This is a genomic window from Labilibaculum filiforme (assembly GCF_002843315.1).
In the GTDB taxonomy this organism is placed as follows: Bacteria; Bacteroidota; Bacteroidia; order Bacteroidales; family Marinifilaceae; genus Labilibaculum; species Labilibaculum filiforme.
This window is the reverse complement of record NZ_MVDD01000003.1, coordinates 60,151-79,294: the sequence shown is the minus strand read 5'-3', so window position 1 is coordinate 79,294 and position 19,144 is coordinate 60,151. Positions and strand designations below refer to the sequence as shown.

Sequence of the window (19,144 nt, the reverse complement as noted above, 5' to 3'; positions counted from 1 at the left end):
TCTTGGTTTTGTACATTTAAGAATATCTTTTTTTATTCTGCATAAATCCTCGTTTTACTGTTTTGCTTCTTTTGGTTAAAAAATATATTATGGGTCCAATTAAAGGAGGCAGAACTGCCAATACCATTCTGAAACCTCCATTCCGTTCTTTTATGTGACTAAGGGCATCGATGATGGCAAACAGATGAAGAGCAAATGTAAATATGGTGAATAGATTGTTCATATTTATAGTAATAAGGTTTTCTGAAAGACTTATTTAGCTTGTAAGTGTAAGAGTTTAAATGTAATCATAATATAGTGAATTGAAATCTATAATCGATCTAAATTATGATAGAGGAGAAAGGCTTTTTCAATAAGTATATTTAGGCGAAATTTAAAATAAAAAATCGAAGGCTCATCTGTTAATATCAATAATTAAGTAATTAGAAATTAATAACGGGTAATTAACAATTATAAAACAAGCTGTATTTCAGCTAACTATAAAAAAATACGACAAGATATTACTCGTAGAACTTAGTAGATACGAATTATTGATTTTTTTTTTAATGGATTTTCTCACCCGTAAAGCTGATTTTAGTATTCTACAGAACCAATATCTTTTCTGTGATGTTACGATAGGTAATGTTGACGAATAAACTGAATTGGTCACGAAGGACATTGGTTATATTACGCAAGAGGTTATGCTGTTATGAACAGTATCTGTTAGGATGTAGGAAAAGTTCGTCTTTTTAGATTTTACGCAGTCTATTGCGAATTATTTAAAATACATATGAATAGTATTAATGTGTTCTAAAATAGCTTTCTAAATCATCTATCTAAAACATAAATTAAGAGATTTGTAGGACGAAAGGTCGAAAAGTTAAAAAGGAATATTGGCTACTATTCAGAATAATACGAGGAGAATAATATGGATATTTTAAAACCGATTTATACCGAGCAAAACGATTGTCAGGATTGTTATAAATGCATTCGGGAATGCGAATTAAAAGCCATAAAAGTGCTGAATAATGCGGCTCAAATTCTTCATAGCGACTGCATTTATTGTGGAGCTTGTGTTCTTGTTTGTCCGGTTTCGGCAAAAAAGTTACGCGATGATGTAAAAAAAGTGAAGAGCTTGTTGCATCGAAATAAGAATGTGATAGTTTCTCTCGCTCCTTCTTTTGTAACCGAGTTTCCAAATTTGTCCGATCAGCAAATGGTGTTTGCCTTGCAGGCATTGGGTTTTGCTCATGTATCCGAAACTGCTTTGGGTGCACAGGAAGTTTCGAAGCAAGTGTCTAAATTTATAGCAAATAATGAGAGTGGAGTGTATATTTCTTCTGCCTGTCCTTCGGTGGTAGAGATGATTTGTAAGCATTATCCGCAATATAGAAATAACATTACGCCCTTTTTGTCACCATTATTAACACATGCGAAATATCTTAAAAAAACTTATGGCGAAGGTACGCCAGTTGTATTTATAGGACCATGCATTGCCAAAAAAACAGAGAGCGATGAATTTCCCGAATTGCTAGATGCAGTACTTACGTTCTCCGACATAAGAAAATGGTTTGAAGAGGAAAATATAGATCCTTACTTGTTTGGAGAAGAAAAAAATGCGGAGGTATTTGTGCCTGGAAAAGCAGGGAAAGGGGCTTTGTACCCAATTGATGGCGGCATGATTATGGGCGTTAAGAATAATACAACGGCAACCGATGCTGTTTGTATGACATTTTCGGGAATAAGTACTATTCAATCGGTTTTGAAGGATTTAGATAAGTATAAAAAGTCGGATATTCTATTCTTAGAGTTATTAGCCTGTAGCGGAGGATGTGTAAATGGTCCGGGAACCGATAAATCGTACTCTACCGCAATAAAGCGTTTAGAGGTAATAAAAAGGCAGAATAAGGAGGAAGGATTTGAGATTGAAACGGATTTTTCTTTGGAACGCAATTTTAATTCTATCGAGGCAGTCAAAAAAAACAGTCATTCTTCAAATCGAATTAAGGAGGCGCTTAGTAGGATTGGAAAATATTCTGAAAAAGATGAGATGAATTGCGGGGGATGTGGATATAATAGCTGTAAAGAGTTTGCTGCGGCAATGCTTGAGGATCGGTCGGAGCCCAATATGTGTGTTTCCTACATGCGTAAAATTGCCTTCGATAAGTCGGCAGCTTTATTGAGTAAGATTCCTTCGGGTGTTGTAATCGTAAATCAGGAATTAAAAATACGCGAAGCGAATTTGAGTTTTGCCAAAATGATGGGATCTGAGATTGAAGAATTGTACGAGGCCATTCCTGGTTTGGTCGATGCCGATTTGCATAAAATAGCTCCTTTTTATAAGCTATTTTCATCGGCACTTTCTACTGGTATTGATAATTTGGAGAAAGACATTCGTTTTGGAAATAAAATGTTTCATATTACTATTTTTAGTATTCATAAACACAAAATTGTAGGAGCTATTCTTCGAGATATGTCGCAACCTTTTATTCAGCGCGAAGAGGTAATATCAAGAGCTAAATCGGTAAATAAGAAAAACTTAGAGACCGTTCAAAAAATTGCATATTTATTAGGAGAGAATGCTTCCGAAACAGAGGAAATGCTGAATTCTATTGTCGAATTTTATAGTTTATCGCAGGATTAATAGTTGCTTATGACATCTGATTATTACATAGAAGTAGAATGCCAGCAAAAAAGCTTCGAAGGACAGTCTATTTGTGGAGATGTATTTATGTCGCGAAAAATAAAAGAGGAGGGACGAACCATTCTTGTTTTATCGGATGGATTGGGAAGTGGCGTAAAAGCAAATGTGTTGGGTACCTTAACGGCTTCGATGATTTTGAATTACATGAAGGTGAACAAGGATATTCGTAAAGCAGCCGAGATTATCATGCAGACACTTCCGGTTTGCAGCAAGCGAAAAGCTAGTTATTCCACTTTTACTATTGTTGATATTGAGTGCGATGGGGAAACTCGAATCATCCGTTACGATAATCCAGAATGTCTTATTTTACGAGGAGAAGAGAATCTGGCACCAGAATGCGAGGAGTTGCTTCTCGAAGGAGATCATAACAAGGGGAAGATACTCTATTCTTATCGCTTTAAAGCACAGAAAGAGGATAGAATCGTATTTTGTTCCGATGGAGTAACCAATTCGGGAATGGGCGCAATACGAATGCCTTTTGGTTGGGGATTGGAAAATTTAGATGCTTTTGTAAAAGCTTTGATCAGAAAACAAAATTCCTTGTCGGCGCGACAGCTTTCCGAAGCAGTGGTTAATAGAGCATGTGCGAACTACGGCAATAAACCCAAAGATGATACCTCTTGTGGGGTACTTTATTTTCGGGAGCCACGTAACTTGCTGATTTGTACCGGTCCGCCCTATGAAAAGTCGAAGGATAGTCAACTGGCTAAACAAGTAACCGAGTTTAAGGGAAAGAAGATTATATGTGGAGGAACTACAGCGGGAATTATTTCTCGAGAATTGCATCGTCCCATTAAAATGGAACTACAATCTGCAGATGCAGAATTGCCACCAATATCTTATATTACCGGAGTCGATTTGGTCACAGAAGGAATACTGACTTTAGGAAAAGTACATCGTTTACTTAAGAACTACAAGCAAAATTCTTCCTTTCGGTATGGTCCTGCCGATCGAATTGTTCGAGTTCTTTTGGAAAGCGATAAAATATTTATTGTGAATGGTACGGGCATCAATATTGCACATCAAGATCCTAAATTACCAATGGAGTTAGAGATACGTAGAACAGTAGTAAAGAATATTGTTACACTACTAGAGGAAAAGTTTTTAAAAGAAGTAGATCTTAGTTATATTTAAAATGAAATCTAACCCATATGTAACATGGGGCATTGTTGATTAAGTTTCCATTTGGTGATTAGTTTTATTGGTGAATTGGAAGTAAGTAACAATCCTCATGAAACAGATAATAAAGACAATAACTAAATGGCTGAAAAAATCGAAATTACCATTTGTTTGGGAAGCTCTTGTTTCTCAAGGGGTAACGGAAAGGCTTTAAAGACGATTAATACCTTTCTCGAAGAAAATAAGTTGAAAGATAAAGTGTTCTTTCATGGGGAATTATGCACAGGGAATTGTGCCAAAGGGCCAATTTTAAAAGTTGGAGATGAACTACATGAGGAAGTCGATCCAGATAATGTAGTTGAAATATTAAACGGAGTTTTTGGGCTCGTTTAACTAATACTGTCTTTCCATCCTAAAAAACACCTCATTATGCCACTAATTGTAACCAATAAGAATAAATGTAATCTTAGTTATACATGTATTCGGGTATGTCCTGCCAAAGCAATTAAGATAAAGGATGATTTTGCAAATATTATAAAAAGCAGATGTATTGGTTGTGGAAATTGTGTTACCGTTTGTGCTCAAAATGCAATAGAATATAGAAGTTCGGAAGATTTGGTGAAGCAATTGTTGGCAGGAACCGAGCCCGTTGTTGCAATTTGCGATCCTAGTATTTCTGGAGAGTTTGATGATATTCTTGATTTTAGAAATTTTGTTGGGATGATTCGGGCTTTGGGTTTTGATTATGTGGTGGAGGCTGCCTTTGGAGCAGATTTGGTGGCTTATCGCTATAAGGAATTATTCGATAATTTTCATGGAAAATATTATATATCAACAAAATGCCCAGCTGTTGTAAATAATGTTGAGAATTTTCATTCCGGATTGGTTGATAATCTGGCACCAATAGTACCTCCAGGTATTGCTATGGCAAAAGTCGTACGAAAAAAGTATGGCAAAAATGTTAAAATTGTGTCTTTATCGCCTTGTGTTGCCAGTAAAGATGATGTGAAAGTATTTAATGGTACCGATGGATGTGTGCATGCAGTTTTAAGTTTTGCAGAATTAAGAAAGTTATTTAAAGAGTATGGAGTTTCGGAAAACTCAGTTGAATTTTCGGAGTTCGATCCTCCTTTTGCTCGCTTAGGCGGATTATTTCCAATTAGTCACGGTCTGTTTCAAGCTGCTGATATTGATATATCCATGTTAAATGGAGGAATTATTAGTACCGAAGGACGAAACAATTTTCTGAGGTCGGTAAATGAGTTTACCACGCAACACGATTTATATCAGCATCTGGATTTATTTTATTGTGAAGGTTGTATCATGGGACCGGGAACTTCGCCAGGTGGACGAAAATTTTCTCGTCGCTCGAAAGTTATACGATACGTTCGTAAAAGATTAAAAACGCTCGACGAAGCTATTTGGAGGAAAGAAATTGAAGAATACAGTGATCTTGATTTAAGTCGGACTTTTAAGTCGAAGGGAAGAGAGTTACCAATACCAAACGAACAGGAAATATCAGATGTTTTGGTAGAGATGGGAAAAGGAAAAATTGAGGATCAATTGGGTTGTGGTTCTTGCGGTTATGAATCGTGCAGGGAATTTGCGATAGCAAAGTGCCAAGGATTAGCCAATTACGAGATGTGTTCTTCCTATACCATCAAAAACATGAACAACTACATTAAAGAGCTGGGGAATACAAATTTACAGCTTACAAAAACAAAGGCAGCCTTAAAGGAGTCGGAACGAATTGCCAACGAAGAAAGAATTTTAGCACAGGAGGCTTCAGAAACCGTATCGGCTATGCTTCAGAAGCTTCCATCGGGAGTAGTAATTGTTAATGAGAGCTTGAAAGTGATTGAAGCAAACAAAACTTTCGTTGATTTGCTGGGCGAAGAGGCAAGAATCCTGAATGATATTATTCCCGGATTAGTGGATGCAGATTTAACCAAATTGATCAGTTTTCACAAATTTTTTTCCACGGTAGTTTTAAATGGAGAAGATATTTTGAATAAGGATGTTCATTTTGGTAATCGATTGTTTAATGTTTCGGTTTTCACTATTAAAAAGAATAAAATTGTTGGAGGTATTATTCGCGATTTGTATGCTCCGGAAGTAAGAAGGGAAGAAGTGATTGGACGAGCAAGGGCGGTAATAAAAGAGAATTTACAGACGGTACAACAAATTGCATTTTTATTGGGTGAAAGTGCCTCTAAAACGGAAAAATTATTGAGTTCTATCATTAAATCCCATGCTTCGGGGGAAGAAGGGAAAGGCGAATAATGGAAGAAAAATTTCATATTGATATTGATTGTCAGCAACTTTTTCATCATGGTGAAATGATTTGTGGAGATGTTTTTCTTTCGAAACGAATTAAAGAAGAGAACCGGACTATTGCGGTATTGAGCGATGGAATGGGAAGTGGTGTGAAAGCAAATGTTCTCGCAACTTTAACGGCATCTATGGCAATGAATTTTACCGCAGAACATAAAGATGTAAAAACTATTGCCGAAATAATCATGAATACGCTCCCCGTATGCAGTGTTCGAAAAGTAAGTTATTCCACCTTTACCATTATAGATATAGAATTTGATGGAACCACTCGAATTATTGAATTCGATAATCCTTTGTGTGTTGTAATGCGTGGTTCAGAAGTGTTCGATCCGGGATGGAGAACCATTTTGCTCGATAGCGAAGAAAATCAAGGAAAGGAACTTCGTACCTGCGAATTTATAGCTCGGAAAGAGGATCGCATTCTTTTTTGGTCCGATGGAATAATGCAGTCGGGAATGGGAAGCAGAGAATTGCCTTTCGGATGGGGACATGAGAGTGCTTTAAAGTATGTTACTAGTATCGTAAAATCGACCCCTTATATTTCGGCTCGTAATTTAGGAATACAGTTAGTGAAAAGAGCTGCAAAAAACGATCAGGATGAGTTAAAGGACGATACTAGCGCAGGAGTTATCTATTATAGAGAACCTCGAAAACTTTTAATTTGTACAGGACCTCCCTTCGAAAAAGATAAGGATGCGGAACTTGCCATGAGAGTGTATCATTTTAAAGGGAAAAAAATTATTTGCGGAGGAACTACTGCCGAAATTTTGGGACGAGAATTAAATTTGAAATTTGCCGCTGGAATGAAAATTACAGATCCGGAACTTCCTCCAGCTTCCTATATGGAAAGTATTAATTTGGTTACCGAAGGTATTTTAACAATTGGTAAGGTTTCCCGTATTCTCGGGGATTACAATAGTGATTATAATTTGGGCGATGGTCCTGCTGATCAGATTGTTCATTACCTATTGCAAAGCGATAAAATTTCTATTATTTCGGGAACAAGAATTAATTTTGCTCACCAGGATCCTAGCCTACCTATCGAATTGGAAATAAGAAGAACAGTGGTGAAAAGAATAGTAAGTCTGCTTGAAGATAAGTTTTTAAAAGACGTTACACTTACCTTTATTTAGTTTGAATTGCCTCTCATTAAATGTAAATCGAGAGTAAATCTAACAATTTTTGGCTTGGTATTGGTTTTGCAATATAGTCGTCGCAACCTGCACTTAAACTCTTCACACGGTCTTCGGACATGGCATATGCTGTTTGCGAAATAATTGGAATTTTAGGATTTTGTTTCTTGATCACTTTTGTTGCCTCGAAACCGTTCATTAGTGGCATTTGAATGTCCATTAAAATAAGGTCCACCTTATTGTTGTTAAACATTTCAATAGCATCTTTACCATTTTTAGCCCAAAGAACTTCCGCTCCTGTTTTACGAATTACTTCTTCCAAAAAAAGAAAATTGGATTCTACATCTTCAGCAATAAGAATAGTTTTTGAGGACCAATTACGTTCTCTAAGAGTCATGTAGTTATATTTGGTGTAAATAAATGGTTTTTTTCACTTCAATCAAATTTATATAAAATAATCAGAATTTAAAAGTACTTACTTAATATAGATTTACTCTGAATTTATAGGGGAATTATTTTTTTTCTTTTTTAATGTTTGATTAGAATTTATGTTTGGCAAAATTGGAAAATGAGAATTGGGTGTTGCTAATAGGTTCGCTTTAGAATACATGCTTTTGTTGATGAAAATTTAATTGTTTTATGTAATTGGTTGGCATTCCTTACTTAATTGCTATTTTTGAGAATATTTGATTGAAAAATACCTGCATGATTTCTAAAATTATTCGCTACGGGCTATTGATTAGCTTAAGTCTTTTTTGGCTTTCAACCAAAGCTCAAATTTCTTACGGTGGGGAGCCTTTACTTAAAACGGGCACAATAAAGTCTGAATTATCGACTGTTTACTTGCCTCGCTTCGAGAGAGCAACAATGCTAAAGAGTCAAGAACAATCGGAAGGCAAAAGTTTCCTGAAGAATGCTCAGTATGCTTATCGGTATCAGGTTTCTTTTAATTCATTAAACGCCGGTACATGGCAAGTTTTAGACGATGGGCGAAGAGTTTGGCGATTATCTATTACTTCGTCGGGGGCTTATTCTTTAGGTTTGATTTTCTCAAAATTTAGAATTCCGACAGGAAGTCAGATGTTTGTTTACAACAATCAATCGAACCGAATATTAGGAGCATACACTGAAAAAAACAATAAAGAATCGGGTAAGTTTTCGATTGAACCTTTGCAAGGAGACGAAATTACTGTGGAGTACATAGAACCTTTACAACCCGAATTTATTGCCGTTCTGGAAATTGGAAGTGTTTTGCACGACTATAAAAATATTTTTAATCAGTTAAGAGGAGAAGTATCACTTTTAAAATCATCAGGAACTTGTAATGTGAATATTAATTGTGCTGAGGGCGATTCCTGGCAAGTGGAAAAAAAAGCAGTATGTCATATTTTATATGATGGGTATATTGCATCGGGTGCGTTAATAAATAATACTAGTTTTAATGGCAGACCATTTTTATTAACAGCGCATCATGCTATTAACGTTCAAGAAGAAGCAGATGCTGCAATTTTCTATTTTAACTATGAAGCTGCGGATTGTGAATCTACCGTTGGATCGAAATCACAATCTATTTCAGGAGCTAATTTATTGGCGACTACGAATCATTTAGATTTTACACTTTTAGAACTATCAGTAATGCCTCCTGCTTCCTATTTACCCTATTACATTGGTTGGGATCGATCTGGAAGAGTGCCGGTAAATACAACTTGTATTCATCATCCTAGCGGAGATGTAAAAAAAATATCCTTGGATCTGGATTCCCCTATAACCGCTACCTATTCTGACACAAAATTTACTTTTGATTCGAATACTCATTGGCGAATTTTAGAATGGGATTTAGGAACAACAGAAGGCGGGTCTTCAGGCTCACCTTTATTTGACGAAAATCATCGTTTAATTGGTGATTTAACAGGAGGCGAGGCTAGCTGTTCAAGCTCCATAAATGATTACTTTGCAAAATTTTCTGAAAGTTGGGATAATTATTCGGCTTCCAATCAGCAACTTAAAATTTGGTTAGATCCATTAAATTTGGGAGTATTAACGCTTGATGGTGTTGATCCTTATAAAGGATTAAGAGCTGTTGTGGCTGTCTCTCAGGATAGCATTTGTTACGATTCTCCAATTACGATTACAGATGTTTCTTTAGGAGAACCCGAAACATTTTATTGGAATTTCGGCGAAGGAGCTACTCCTGCAACATCAACAGAAAAAGGACCGCACGTTGTGAGTTATAGTAGTCCAGGTCTTAAGAAAATTAAATTAATTGTAAAAAAAGAGTTTGTTGTTGATAGTGTTGTTCGCTCAGTTTTAGCAATGGATATTCCTGTAGCGGATTTTAGCTATACTGTAGAGCTTAATAAAGTTCAAATTACAAATACGTCGATAGAAGGTATGGCGTACAATTGGAATTTTGGCGATGGTTCCCTATCTGATGAGGAAAATCCAATTCATACGTATAATAAAACAGGAATTTATAAGTTGACGATGCTTGCTGAAAATTTTTGTGGTGAACATTCAATTACAAAAGAAATAAGTACCCGATACGACAATTTATTAACGATATATCCAAATCCTTCGAATGACGTTTTTACCGTTGATTTAAGCAAGATTATTTTTTTACGCAGCACATGGACTGTTTATGATCTTAAAGGTGCTCAAATTCGCTCGGGAGTTGTTTCTAGCTACGAAAGCAGTATTCGATTTAATCTTGGAGGATTGGCTTCGGGATCTTATATTTTAAACATCAATATCGACGGTGTAGATTTAAAAAGGAAACTGTTGCTTACCAATTAAAAAGGTCCTCCATCCAAACGGGTAATCCGAATGGATGGAAAGCTTATTTTTTATCTTTCGATTTTTTGAAAGGACGTTACAATTCCTTTAATCAATGCGGATGAAAATCCTTGATGTTCCATTTCATTTAATCCAACAATAGTGCAACCTTTGGGAGTGGTTACCTTATCAATTTCCGATTCGGGATGGTCATCGTTAATTTGAAGCATTTCGGCAGCACCTTTTACAGTTTGTGATACAATTTGTTTGGCAGTATTTGCATCGAAACCAATTTGAATTCCCCCTTGAATCATTGCACGAATAAATCGGAATACAAAAGCAATTCCACAAGCACCTAAAATGGTGGCAGCTTCCATTAACTCTTCATTGATAATAAGACTTTCCCCCACACAATCGAAAACAGCTTTAATGTTTTTTGTTTCCTGAGGAGAAGCGTCTCTGCTGCAAATACAAGTGGCAGATTCCGAAATATTGGCAGCAATATTTGGCATCGCTCTAAAAACCGGAATTTTGTGATCCAGCATCTCCGAAATTTCTTCTGTTGTTAAGCCGGTGGCAAGGGAAACAAGCACATGTTGTCCTTTACGAATTTCGCCCTTAATCTCATGGATTATTTTACCAACATTGTATGGTTTTACTGCCACTAAAATAATATTCGAATTTCGAACTGCTTCACAGTTATCAGAGGTTACAAGTGCGCCTTCGGTAGCTAAATCTGCAATTAAATCAACGTTTCTTCTAGTGGCGGTTACATGATTTGAATCAAAAGTATTCTTATTCAAAAGTCCTTTAACAATTGATCGTCCTAAATTACCACAACCAATAACACAAATTTTTTGATTTTTCATATTTATTCCAATTTGTCTGATCAGCATAATCTAAACATAAGGTATTTAATACCTTGTAAAAATCAAGCTTAAAAAATTTATAAGAGGAAGTAAAGAGGTGTGAATATTCTGTAACAAGATCTAAAAGTACAATTATTTTTGAAAGTAAAACAGAACTTAAAGATAATGTGTTTACTTTATTGCTAAGGTGCAGTGTGCTTTTAAAAGTCTACTAGTGAGTGGATTGTTATTTTTCGTGCGTTGTTTTTATATTTTAGGCAATCTGTTTGGAAATATTTTTTTTTGAATTTGAAAAAAAAGTCATATTTTTGGTAAACCGATTTAGTAAACCGATTTAGCAAACCGAAAACCTTTGAAAAAAAAATCAATTAAAGATATTGCCCAAGATTTAGGAGTTTCAAAAACTACTGTATCCTTTGTTTTAAACAAAAAAGGGGATGAAAAGAACATTAGTAAAAAAACTCAAAAAATGATATTGGATTATATCAAGAAGGTAGGTTATCAGCCAAATCAAATTGCCAAGAGTTTAAAAAATGGTACTACGAATACCATTGGTTATTTGGTTCCTGATATCTCGAATCCTTTTTATGCTAAAATAGGACGCACTATTGAAGATTTACTTTGGGAGAAAGGATATCATTTAATTATTGGTAGTACCGACGAAAAAAAGGAAAAAGAGGAACGTTTACTCAATATGTTTTTGAATCGACAAGTAGATGGATTAATCATTGCTTCCTGTTTTATAAAAGGAGAGGTGTTGAAATCTTTGTCGGAGCATAATTTCCCAATGGTTTTTTTCGATCGCGAAGATCCTGGGTGTTTAGCCAATTATATTTTGGTTGAAAATAAAACACCCATGAAGGAAGCAATCCAGAAAACGATTGACAAGGGAGCAAAAAAAATTGGTTTATTATCGATTACACCAGATGTTTATTCATTAAAACTAAGAATAGATGGTTACAAGCAGGCTTTGTTAGATAATGGATTGGAATATGACCAAAATTTGCTTCGTATTGTAGATCACAATCGGATTAAAGAAAGTGCTCAAAAAGAATTAAAATACTTAATTGAGGCTGGGGTAGAGGTAGTGGTTTTTACCAATAATCAGATTACAGCTACCGCTATTTGGTTAATGAATATGCTTTATCCTGAAAAGGTAAAAGAAATTACGTTTGTGAGTTTTGATAATTTGGACATTTTCGATTATTCGATGCCAAAAGTAATTTCAATTGCTCAACCTATCGATAGTATTGCTAAGCAATCCGTAGAGATATTGGCGGAAGTAATTAAAAGCAAAAAGATTAAGAATACAAGAATAGAATTAAAGCCTAAGTTAATAGTACGTTAAAGAGATTAAATAAAGCAAATAGCTTGTTTTAATTAAGCAGTAAAAACTAGATTTAAATTAATTATGAAAGAGAAAGCTTCAATTGGTAAAATCCTTCCGGTAATGTTTGGATTTTTTGTCATGGGTTTTGTTGATGTTGTGGGGATTGCCACGAATTACGTAAAGCATGATTTTGCATTGAGTGATACGGTTGCCAATATTTTACCAGCAATGGTGTTTCTTTGGTTTTTGGTATTTTCGGTACCAACCGGGTTGTTAATGAATAAAATAGGAAGAAAAAATACAGTGTTGCTAAGTATGTTTATCACTTTTTTAGCAATGTTGGTTCCATTGATTTCTTATAATTTCACTATAGTTTTACTTGCTTTTGCCTTGTTGGGAATTGGGAATACTATTATTCAAGTTGCCTTAAATCCATTATTGACTAATGTGGTAGCAGGAGATAAACTTGCCAGTAGCTTAACATTAGGTCAGTTTGTAAAAGCAATTGCGGCATTTTTAGGACCAATCATTGCTAGTTTTGCTGCCGTAAGTTTAGGTAATTGGAAGTTAATTTTTCCACTTTATGCTGGTATTACAATTATCTCCACCATATGGTTATGGTCTACTTCAATTAAAAAAGAGGTTCAGGAAGGTAATAATGTATCCATAGTTAGTTGTTTCGGATTGCTTAAGGATCGTTACATTCTAGCATTTTTTATTGGAATTTTATTGGTAGTAGGAATTGATGTAGGATTAAACGTAACGATTCCAAAATATTTAATGGAACGTTGCAGTATTTCTTTAGAACAGGCTGGTCTTGGTATTAGTTTGTACTTTGTTGCACGTACAGTTGGAACGTTTTTAGGAGCACTTATTTTAGCAAAATATGCACCAGGAAAGATATTTAAGTACAGTGTTAGTTTAGGTATTTTGGGTTTTATCGGAATGTTATTCTCGAGTAATTTAGTTTTATTATCCATCTTCATATTTATTGTTGGATTTGCCTGTGCAAATTTATTTTCAATCATTTTCTCTTATGCTTTGAAACGTCAGCCTGAGCGCGCAAATGAAGTTTCTGGTTTAATGATTATGGGAGTTTCGGGAGGAGCAATCGCATTATTTTTAGGAATGGTTTCGGATGCAGTAGGAACACAAATTGGAGGTATTGTTGTTTTACTTCTTTGCCTGCTTTACTTCTTTTATCTAGGAAGATTATTTACGAAAACAGATGCTAACTAGCTTGATTAATTTCTAACAAAAGAATATGATGAATATTTGGAGTGATAAAAGAGTGGTGATGACCCTTGATGCAGGAGGAACAAATTTTGTTTTTTCAGCAATGAGAAGTGGAGAAGAGATTATTGAACCAATTCGCAAGGCTTCTAATGCAGATCAACTCGATTTGTGTTTGAAAACGGTTATTGATGGATTTCAGGAGGTTCTTAATTTGCTAGCTGAGAAACCTGTTGCAATAAGTTTTGCATTTCCTGGTCCAGCAGATTATAAAAATGGTATTATTGGTGATTTGCCTAATTTACCTGCATTTAGAGGTGGTGTTGCTTTAGGACCAATGCTTGAGGCACATTTTAACCTGCCTGTTTATATAAATAATGATGGTGATTTATTTGCTTACGGCGAAGCTTTGGGAGGAGTATTACCAGCTATGAATAGCCGTTTAGAGCAAGCAAATAGTGCGAAACGCTATAAAAATTTAATTGGAGTAACGCTAGGTACTGGTTTTGGTGGTGGTTTAGTTACTAATAACGAATTGCTTATTGGTGATAATTCAATTGCCACCGAGGTATGGTTAACTAGTTCTCGTGTTTTTCCGGAGCGATTTGCCGAGGAAGGAATTAGTACTAGAGCGATTCAAAGAACATTCCTCGAAGAGGCAAAAGGAAGTTATCCTAAAGAATTAATGCCAAAAGATGTTTATGATGTAGCTGTGGATGACAAGAATCCAGATCAAAAAGCGGCTTTAAAAGCATTTGAGTTGTTCGGAAAATGCTTGGGCGATAGTCTGGCAAACTTACTTACTATTACCGATGGAATTGCGGTTATTGGTGGTGGATTAGCTGGTGCTCACGAATTGTATATGCCAGCAGCTTTGAAAGAAATGAATGGAAATTGTTATACTGCAAGTGGAGAGTCACTTCCTCGTTTGGTTCAGAAAATCTACAATATCGATAACGAAGCAGAATTTAAGGAGTTTGCTGGCGATTATTCAAAGGATATTCAGATTCCTGGAACTGATAAAACGATTAAATACGACCCAAACCCTCGCTTAGCAGTTTGTTCCAGCAAGTTGGGAGCAAGTAAAGCAATTGCCATTGGAGCATATGCGTTTGCACTAAAAAAATTGAAGTAATACTTTTTCGTTTGAAGCTATGGAAAGAAGAACTTTTGTAAGAAACTCTGTTTTATTCGCAGGAGGATTGGCATTAACTGGTGCTGGTTTTGTTGCATCTGCACAAGGCTTAAGCTACGTGTCGAAACGACCAGTGCAAGCGGATCGTAATTTTATTAGTCCTTCTGTCGATAAAATTATTGAGAAAATAAAAGGTCAGATTTCCAATCCTGAACTATCATGGATGTTTGAGAATTGTTTTCCAAATACCTTGGATACAACAGTTCAATATTCTGAACAATCTGGTATTTCTGATACTTTTGTAATTACTGGCGATATAGATGCCATGTGGTTGCGAGATTCAACCGCTCAGGTATGGCCTTATTTACCTTTGGTTGCAGAAGACGAAGAGTTAAAAAAACTGTTTAAAGGATTAATCAATCGACAAACTAAATGTGTTTTGATTGATCCTTATGCAAATGCTTTTAACAAAGGAGCAGAAGGAAGTCATTGGGAAAGTGATCAAACTGAAATGAAGCCAGAGTTACATGAGCGAAAATGGGAAATAGATTCTTTGTGCTATACCATTCGTTTGGCGTATCATTATTGGAAAACTTCGGGTGATGATAGTTGTTTTAATACAAAATGGGTAGAAGCTACCAAATTAATTGTAAAAACATTTCAAGAACAACAGCGAAAAAAAGGCAAAGGACCCTATTCTTTTCAGCGAAAAACTACCAAGCCATACGATTCATTGTCGGGTGGAGGTTTTGGAAATCCAGTGAATCCTGTTGGATTAATTGTTTCTTCCTTTCGTCCATCGGATGATGCAACGGTATTGCCTTTCTTAATTCCTTCAAATTATTTTGCAGTGGTTTCATTGAAACAATTGGCCGAAATAGCAAGTCATTTGAATTTAGAAAGCAAATTGGCTGAGGAGGCATTACTATTAGCAAGCGAAGTAGAAGACGCATTAACGAATTATGCTATTTCGGATCATTTACATTATGGTAAAATATTAGCTTTTGAAGTAGATGGTTTTGGAAATAAACTATTTATGGATGATGCAAATATTCCTAGTTTATTATCTCTTCCCTATTTAGGAGCAATGGAAGGAGCTGATTCTCTTTATATAAATACTCGAAAGTTTGTTTTGAGTACGAATAATCCTTGGTTTTATAAGGGAAAATATGCCGAAGGAATTGGCGGTCCTCATGTTGGTGTCGATATGATTTGGCCAATGAGTATTATTATGAGAGCGATGACCTCTAATGATGAACAGGAAATAATTTCTTGTTTACAGATGCTGATTGCTACTCATGCGGAAACAGGATTTATGCATGAAACATTTCATAAAAATAATCCTGAAAAATTTACACGATCTTGGTTTGCTTGGGCAAACACTTTGTTTGGAGAATTAATTTTTAAATTGTTTAGAGAAAGACCTTCTGTTTTAACTATTGTGTAGGGGAAAATAGTATTTGTTCTCTACGTTATTGAGAATAAAAGTGAAAGAAATTTTTAAATTATGTAGTAGTAGTGTGCTATCCCGGATTGGGAGGCGAAAAGCTTTCTCTTTCCGGATTTTTTTAGAAATAGGTTAGTAAGTTAGATTAGTGTAAAAAAACCAGGCGAAAGCCTGGTTTTTTTATGCTGTGGTATGTTCAGCAATAATCTCTTTGAACGAAAATTGATACTTTTCGTTGTATAATTTCATATAGAGTTTAATGTAACTTTCGTAAGTTTCCATGGCTAAACTGTGTTTTCCTTGCATCGAAAGTAGGTTGCACTTTACTCGAAGTGCGGTTTCATTCATTTGGTCGAATTCAAAAATTACATTCGAAATTGATAAACGAATAAACGGTTCAAATTCGTGTTTGTTTAGTAATTCTTCAAGAGTACTTACTATGGTTCCTGTGGTTTTGTCTTTAATAGAATCTAACCATTCGGGAGCGATATCTCTAAGTAAGGTTCCTTTGTGTAGAATTTGAATAATTTCTTCAATTTTTTCTTCATTCGTATGTGATATATTCGACTTCATACTAGTCTGAATACTAGCTAAATCACAGAATACATTCTCTTCAAGTTTAATTTTCCAGTAATTATTATCGAAAGTTATTTCGATTCCTTGAATATCTTCGATAATTCCACGTAGTTTTTTAATATTTACACCTCTGTTGTTTTTGGCTTTACTTTCTGGTTTATCTGGCCAAAGGTATTCTTGAATTCTTCTCGACGAAATTCCTTTTCCATCTTCAAGCGAATACAATAAAATTAAAAGAAACAATTCTTTTAAGGTAGGACTAAATCGATAGGTAATATCTCTACCTTTTTTGTCGAAAACCTGAAAGCCTCCAAATAAAAGGATGGAGTTTACCTGTGGAATTTTAAAACTCACTATTTTGTCTGGGATTGTTAAGATAGCAGGCTTCTGTATTTTTTCATTTTTGATTTTTGCTTTTCTAAGCACAAAAATTAGTAAGAATAGAAGAATACTTGCTAAAAAGAAATAGAATATTTTTCGGAATAAAGAAAAAGAACCCGTATTCAGGTCCGATTCTACATTCGATCCAGGTTCATAGCTTATAGAATATAAAGATACTTCGTATGTTTCGGCTTCAGAGTTAGACTCTTGAGAGGTGAGAGCAATTAGCTTGTTTTCACTTTCGCAATAATATAAATCAGCGAATGACTTGATATCAATAAATTCATACGGAATGCTGTCCCCAATAAAATACAGTTTAGGATCATTTATAAATGCTTTTGCCACTTTAAGATGCGTACTGCTTTTTTGACAAGGAAACACTAAAGTGTAGAAAGCGCTGTCTTTTTCAGTTACTTTTAATGAATTAACGGGCAAGTATTGAAATTGATCATTTTGCTCCAATTCCCACATTTTTTTTATCTCATTTTTCTCAAAATCAATTCGATATAGATCATAGTAGAATTCTTTTCCCAAAATTTGTTTCCCCAGGGAATTCCCCATTCCTCCAAATAAATAAGCAACATTACTATTTTCTGCTGAAAAACCAAGGGAACTACAATATCTTGGTTGCATCGCATCTCCATTTAAATGAAGCTCGTTCCAAACATTCGTTTTAGGGTTGAATGATTTAATTACATTAGAATAAGAATAGTAACCATACCCACATAAAGTTGTGATTTGCTGACTGATAGGGTGGATAAGTTTGTTATGATGCCACCATTTTGGAAGGTTATCGGTTACACTGTCTTTGTGGCTCCAGCTGTGGTCTTCTAAATCGTAAGTGGAGATGTTGTTTTGGTTAAAACTGTAGGAAACTAATTGGTTGTTGTTGTCAACAATTAGTTGTTGTGATTTTTCAAAAACAGGATATCCGGAATTTTTACTATTTGTGATTATTGTACTTGTTTTAATGGAGTAAGTATATGTAACACCATTTTGAAGGGAGAAATAAATCAGTTCATTTTTTTTGTCATATGCCATCGATGGAAGCGATGGAAATGATAAGGTTTTAATTTTAGACCAACGATTGTGATAATCTATTACCCAATCAGGATTATAAAGTTTTGCAGTTTTCTTAGATAAAATGTCTTTAAGTTCATCATCAGTATCTTTTCGAAATGGCCATAAATATTTTTTGGATCCATCAATATGAATTGCCAAGTCTTTTATAGACATGGAAGGAACTTCATCAATAAAAAAACCATACTTGTTTACTACCCCTAAGGATAAGGAAAATTCAGATTTTTTTGGAAACCGAATTGAATTTTGAAAATGATTGACTCCAAGAGTTAAGGAGATTTCTCCTTTTTCGCTATCAATTTTTAACTGAAAGGGAATCCATCTGTTTTTAAGAAGATGTAATGTGTTAAAATTACAATGAAATTTAGTTTCTTTTTTATTGTGAATTACGTACAAATCGGGTTCACGGAAAGTAACCTGAATTAAGTTTTTTCCATTTTCTTCTTTTAAGGATAGTATTTCTCCGTAATGAGTATCCGTTTCCCGCAAAGAAAGCATGAAAGCAATAGTGAAACTATTTTCATACGAAATATTATTCTTGTGTGTAATGTCAACTCCCGTCCGATTTTCTTTTGCTACCTCGTTTGACTTAAAATGAATACCATGGTCGGCATAGAGGGTAGAAAAGGATATAATTAGAGTAAATAATGCAAGTAGAAATTTCATCATTATTTGTGTGGTTTGTTAATTTTCAAATATACCTAAATATAGTAAGACTTTAAGGATAAAAGCCTATAAAGCCTAAGTTTATTGCACAAAACAAGGGAATAAAACAGAGGATTGTTTGCGACGGATAAGTATTGAATTTTTTTAATGATTTTATAGCTTAAAATAGAGTTGAAGTGCCTAGAATTTGGATGCTTGTAGAGGTTTTTAAAGTTGACGATGCAGAATAAGTAATAAGGAATATGAAAAGGTTAAAAATCTTTAATTAATTGTAATAATAAGGTGTGTGGTGTAAGTAATTGTAAATCAAAATAAAACGGCTTGATTAATGCTTTTAAGAGCCTAATTAATTCAATATTAATCGCGAATTAATACGTTTGCGCTAA

Annotated in this window: 14 protein-coding genes; 10 read left to right on the top strand and 4 right to left on the bottom strand. The window is 34.8% G+C overall.

Annotated features, from left to right (window positions below; genetic code table 11):
- Positions 1-16: 16 nt before the first annotated feature.
- Entirely contained in the window at positions 17-223 is a 207-nt protein-coding gene (locus tag BZG02_RS05205) for a hypothetical protein (protein ID WP_101260357.1), read from the bottom strand.
- Between the two features lie 684 nt (positions 224-907).
- Here BZG02_RS05205 and BZG02_RS05200 point away from each other — a divergent pair.
- From BZG02_RS05200 to BZG02_RS05180, 5 genes are all read left to right on the top strand, one after another.
- The gene (locus tag BZG02_RS05200; protein ID WP_101260356.1) at positions 908-2,623 is read left to right on the top strand and encodes a [Fe-Fe] hydrogenase large subunit C-terminal domain-containing protein; all 1,716 of its coding nucleotides are present in this window, start codon (positions 908-910) and stop codon (positions 2,621-2,623) included.
- A 9-nt stretch (positions 2,624-2,632) separates the two neighbouring features.
- Positions 2,633-3,817 (top strand): SpoIIE family protein phosphatase, encoded by a 1,185-nt coding sequence (locus tag BZG02_RS05195; RefSeq protein WP_101260355.1) that lies wholly within the window; start codon positions 2,633-2,635, stop codon positions 3,815-3,817.
- A 126-nt stretch (positions 3,818-3,943) separates the two neighbouring features.
- Entirely contained in the window at positions 3,944-4,195 is a 252-nt protein-coding gene (locus BZG02_RS05190; RefSeq protein ID WP_101260354.1) for an NAD(P)H-dependent oxidoreductase subunit E, read from the top strand.
- A 36-nt stretch (positions 4,196-4,231) separates the two neighbouring features.
- Positions 4,232-6,085, top strand: a complete 1,854-nt coding sequence (locus BZG02_RS05185; protein WP_101260353.1) for a [Fe-Fe] hydrogenase large subunit C-terminal domain-containing protein — start codon at positions 4,232-4,234, stop codon at positions 6,083-6,085.
- Positions 6,085-7,269 carry a SpoIIE family protein phosphatase gene (locus tag BZG02_RS05180; protein WP_101260352.1) on the top strand — a complete coding sequence of 395 codons (1,185 nt, stop codon included), beginning with the start codon at positions 6,085-6,087 and terminating at the stop codon, positions 7,267-7,269. Before BZG02_RS05185 ends, BZG02_RS05180 begins: the two co-directional genes overlap by 1 nt.
- Positions 7,270-7,285: 16 nt before the next feature.
- Here BZG02_RS05180 and BZG02_RS05175 read toward each other — a convergent pair whose 3' ends face one another.
- Positions 7,286-7,666 (bottom strand): response regulator, encoded by a 381-nt coding sequence (locus BZG02_RS05175; protein ID WP_101260351.1) that lies wholly within the window; start codon positions 7,664-7,666, stop codon positions 7,286-7,288.
- A gap of 308 nt (positions 7,667-7,974) precedes the next feature.
- Here BZG02_RS05175 and BZG02_RS05170 point away from each other — a divergent pair, with 308 nt between their 5' ends.
- Positions 7,975-10,062 carry a PKD domain-containing protein gene (locus BZG02_RS05170; RefSeq protein WP_101260350.1) on the top strand — a complete coding sequence of 696 codons (2,088 nt, stop codon included), beginning with the start codon at positions 7,975-7,977 and terminating at the stop codon, positions 10,060-10,062.
- A gap of 50 nt (positions 10,063-10,112) precedes the next feature.
- Here the strand turns inward: BZG02_RS05170 and proC are convergent, their stop codons facing one another.
- On the bottom strand, positions 10,113-10,910 hold the full coding sequence (gene proC / locus BZG02_RS05165) for a pyrroline-5-carboxylate reductase (RefSeq protein WP_101260667.1): 798 nt from the start codon (positions 10,908-10,910) through the stop codon (positions 10,113-10,115).
- A gap of 352 nt (positions 10,911-11,262) precedes the next feature.
- On the opposite strand from proC, the gene BZG02_RS05160 reads away from it, so the two are divergent.
- The 4 genes from BZG02_RS05160 (at position 11,263) to BZG02_RS05145 (ending at position 16,055) form a co-directional block, all read left to right on the top strand.
- Positions 11,263-12,258: a LacI family DNA-binding transcriptional regulator gene (locus BZG02_RS05160; protein ID WP_101260349.1), complete on the top strand. Its 996-nt coding sequence runs from the start codon at positions 11,263-11,265 to the stop codon at positions 12,256-12,258.
- A gap of 63 nt (positions 12,259-12,321) precedes the next feature.
- Positions 12,322-13,479 carry an MFS transporter gene (locus BZG02_RS05155; protein ID WP_101260348.1) on the top strand — a complete coding sequence of 386 codons (1,158 nt, stop codon included), beginning with the start codon at positions 12,322-12,324 and terminating at the stop codon, positions 13,477-13,479.
- Between the two features lie 25 nt (positions 13,480-13,504).
- Positions 13,505-14,608, top strand: a complete 1,104-nt coding sequence (locus BZG02_RS05150; RefSeq protein ID WP_218972148.1) for an ROK family protein — start codon at positions 13,505-13,507, stop codon at positions 14,606-14,608.
- Between the two features lie 19 nt (positions 14,609-14,627).
- Positions 14,628-16,055 carry a glycoside hydrolase family 125 protein gene (locus BZG02_RS05145; RefSeq protein ID WP_101260347.1) on the top strand — a complete coding sequence of 476 codons (1,428 nt, stop codon included), beginning with the start codon at positions 14,628-14,630 and terminating at the stop codon, positions 16,053-16,055.
- A 180-nt stretch (positions 16,056-16,235) separates the two neighbouring features.
- Here BZG02_RS05145 and BZG02_RS05140 read toward each other — a convergent pair whose 3' ends face one another.
- A complete protein-coding gene (locus BZG02_RS05140; RefSeq protein ID WP_101260346.1) occupies positions 16,236-18,761 on the bottom strand; it encodes a hypothetical protein in 2,526 nt (841 codons plus the stop codon).
- Positions 18,762-19,144: the final 383 nt, after the last annotated feature.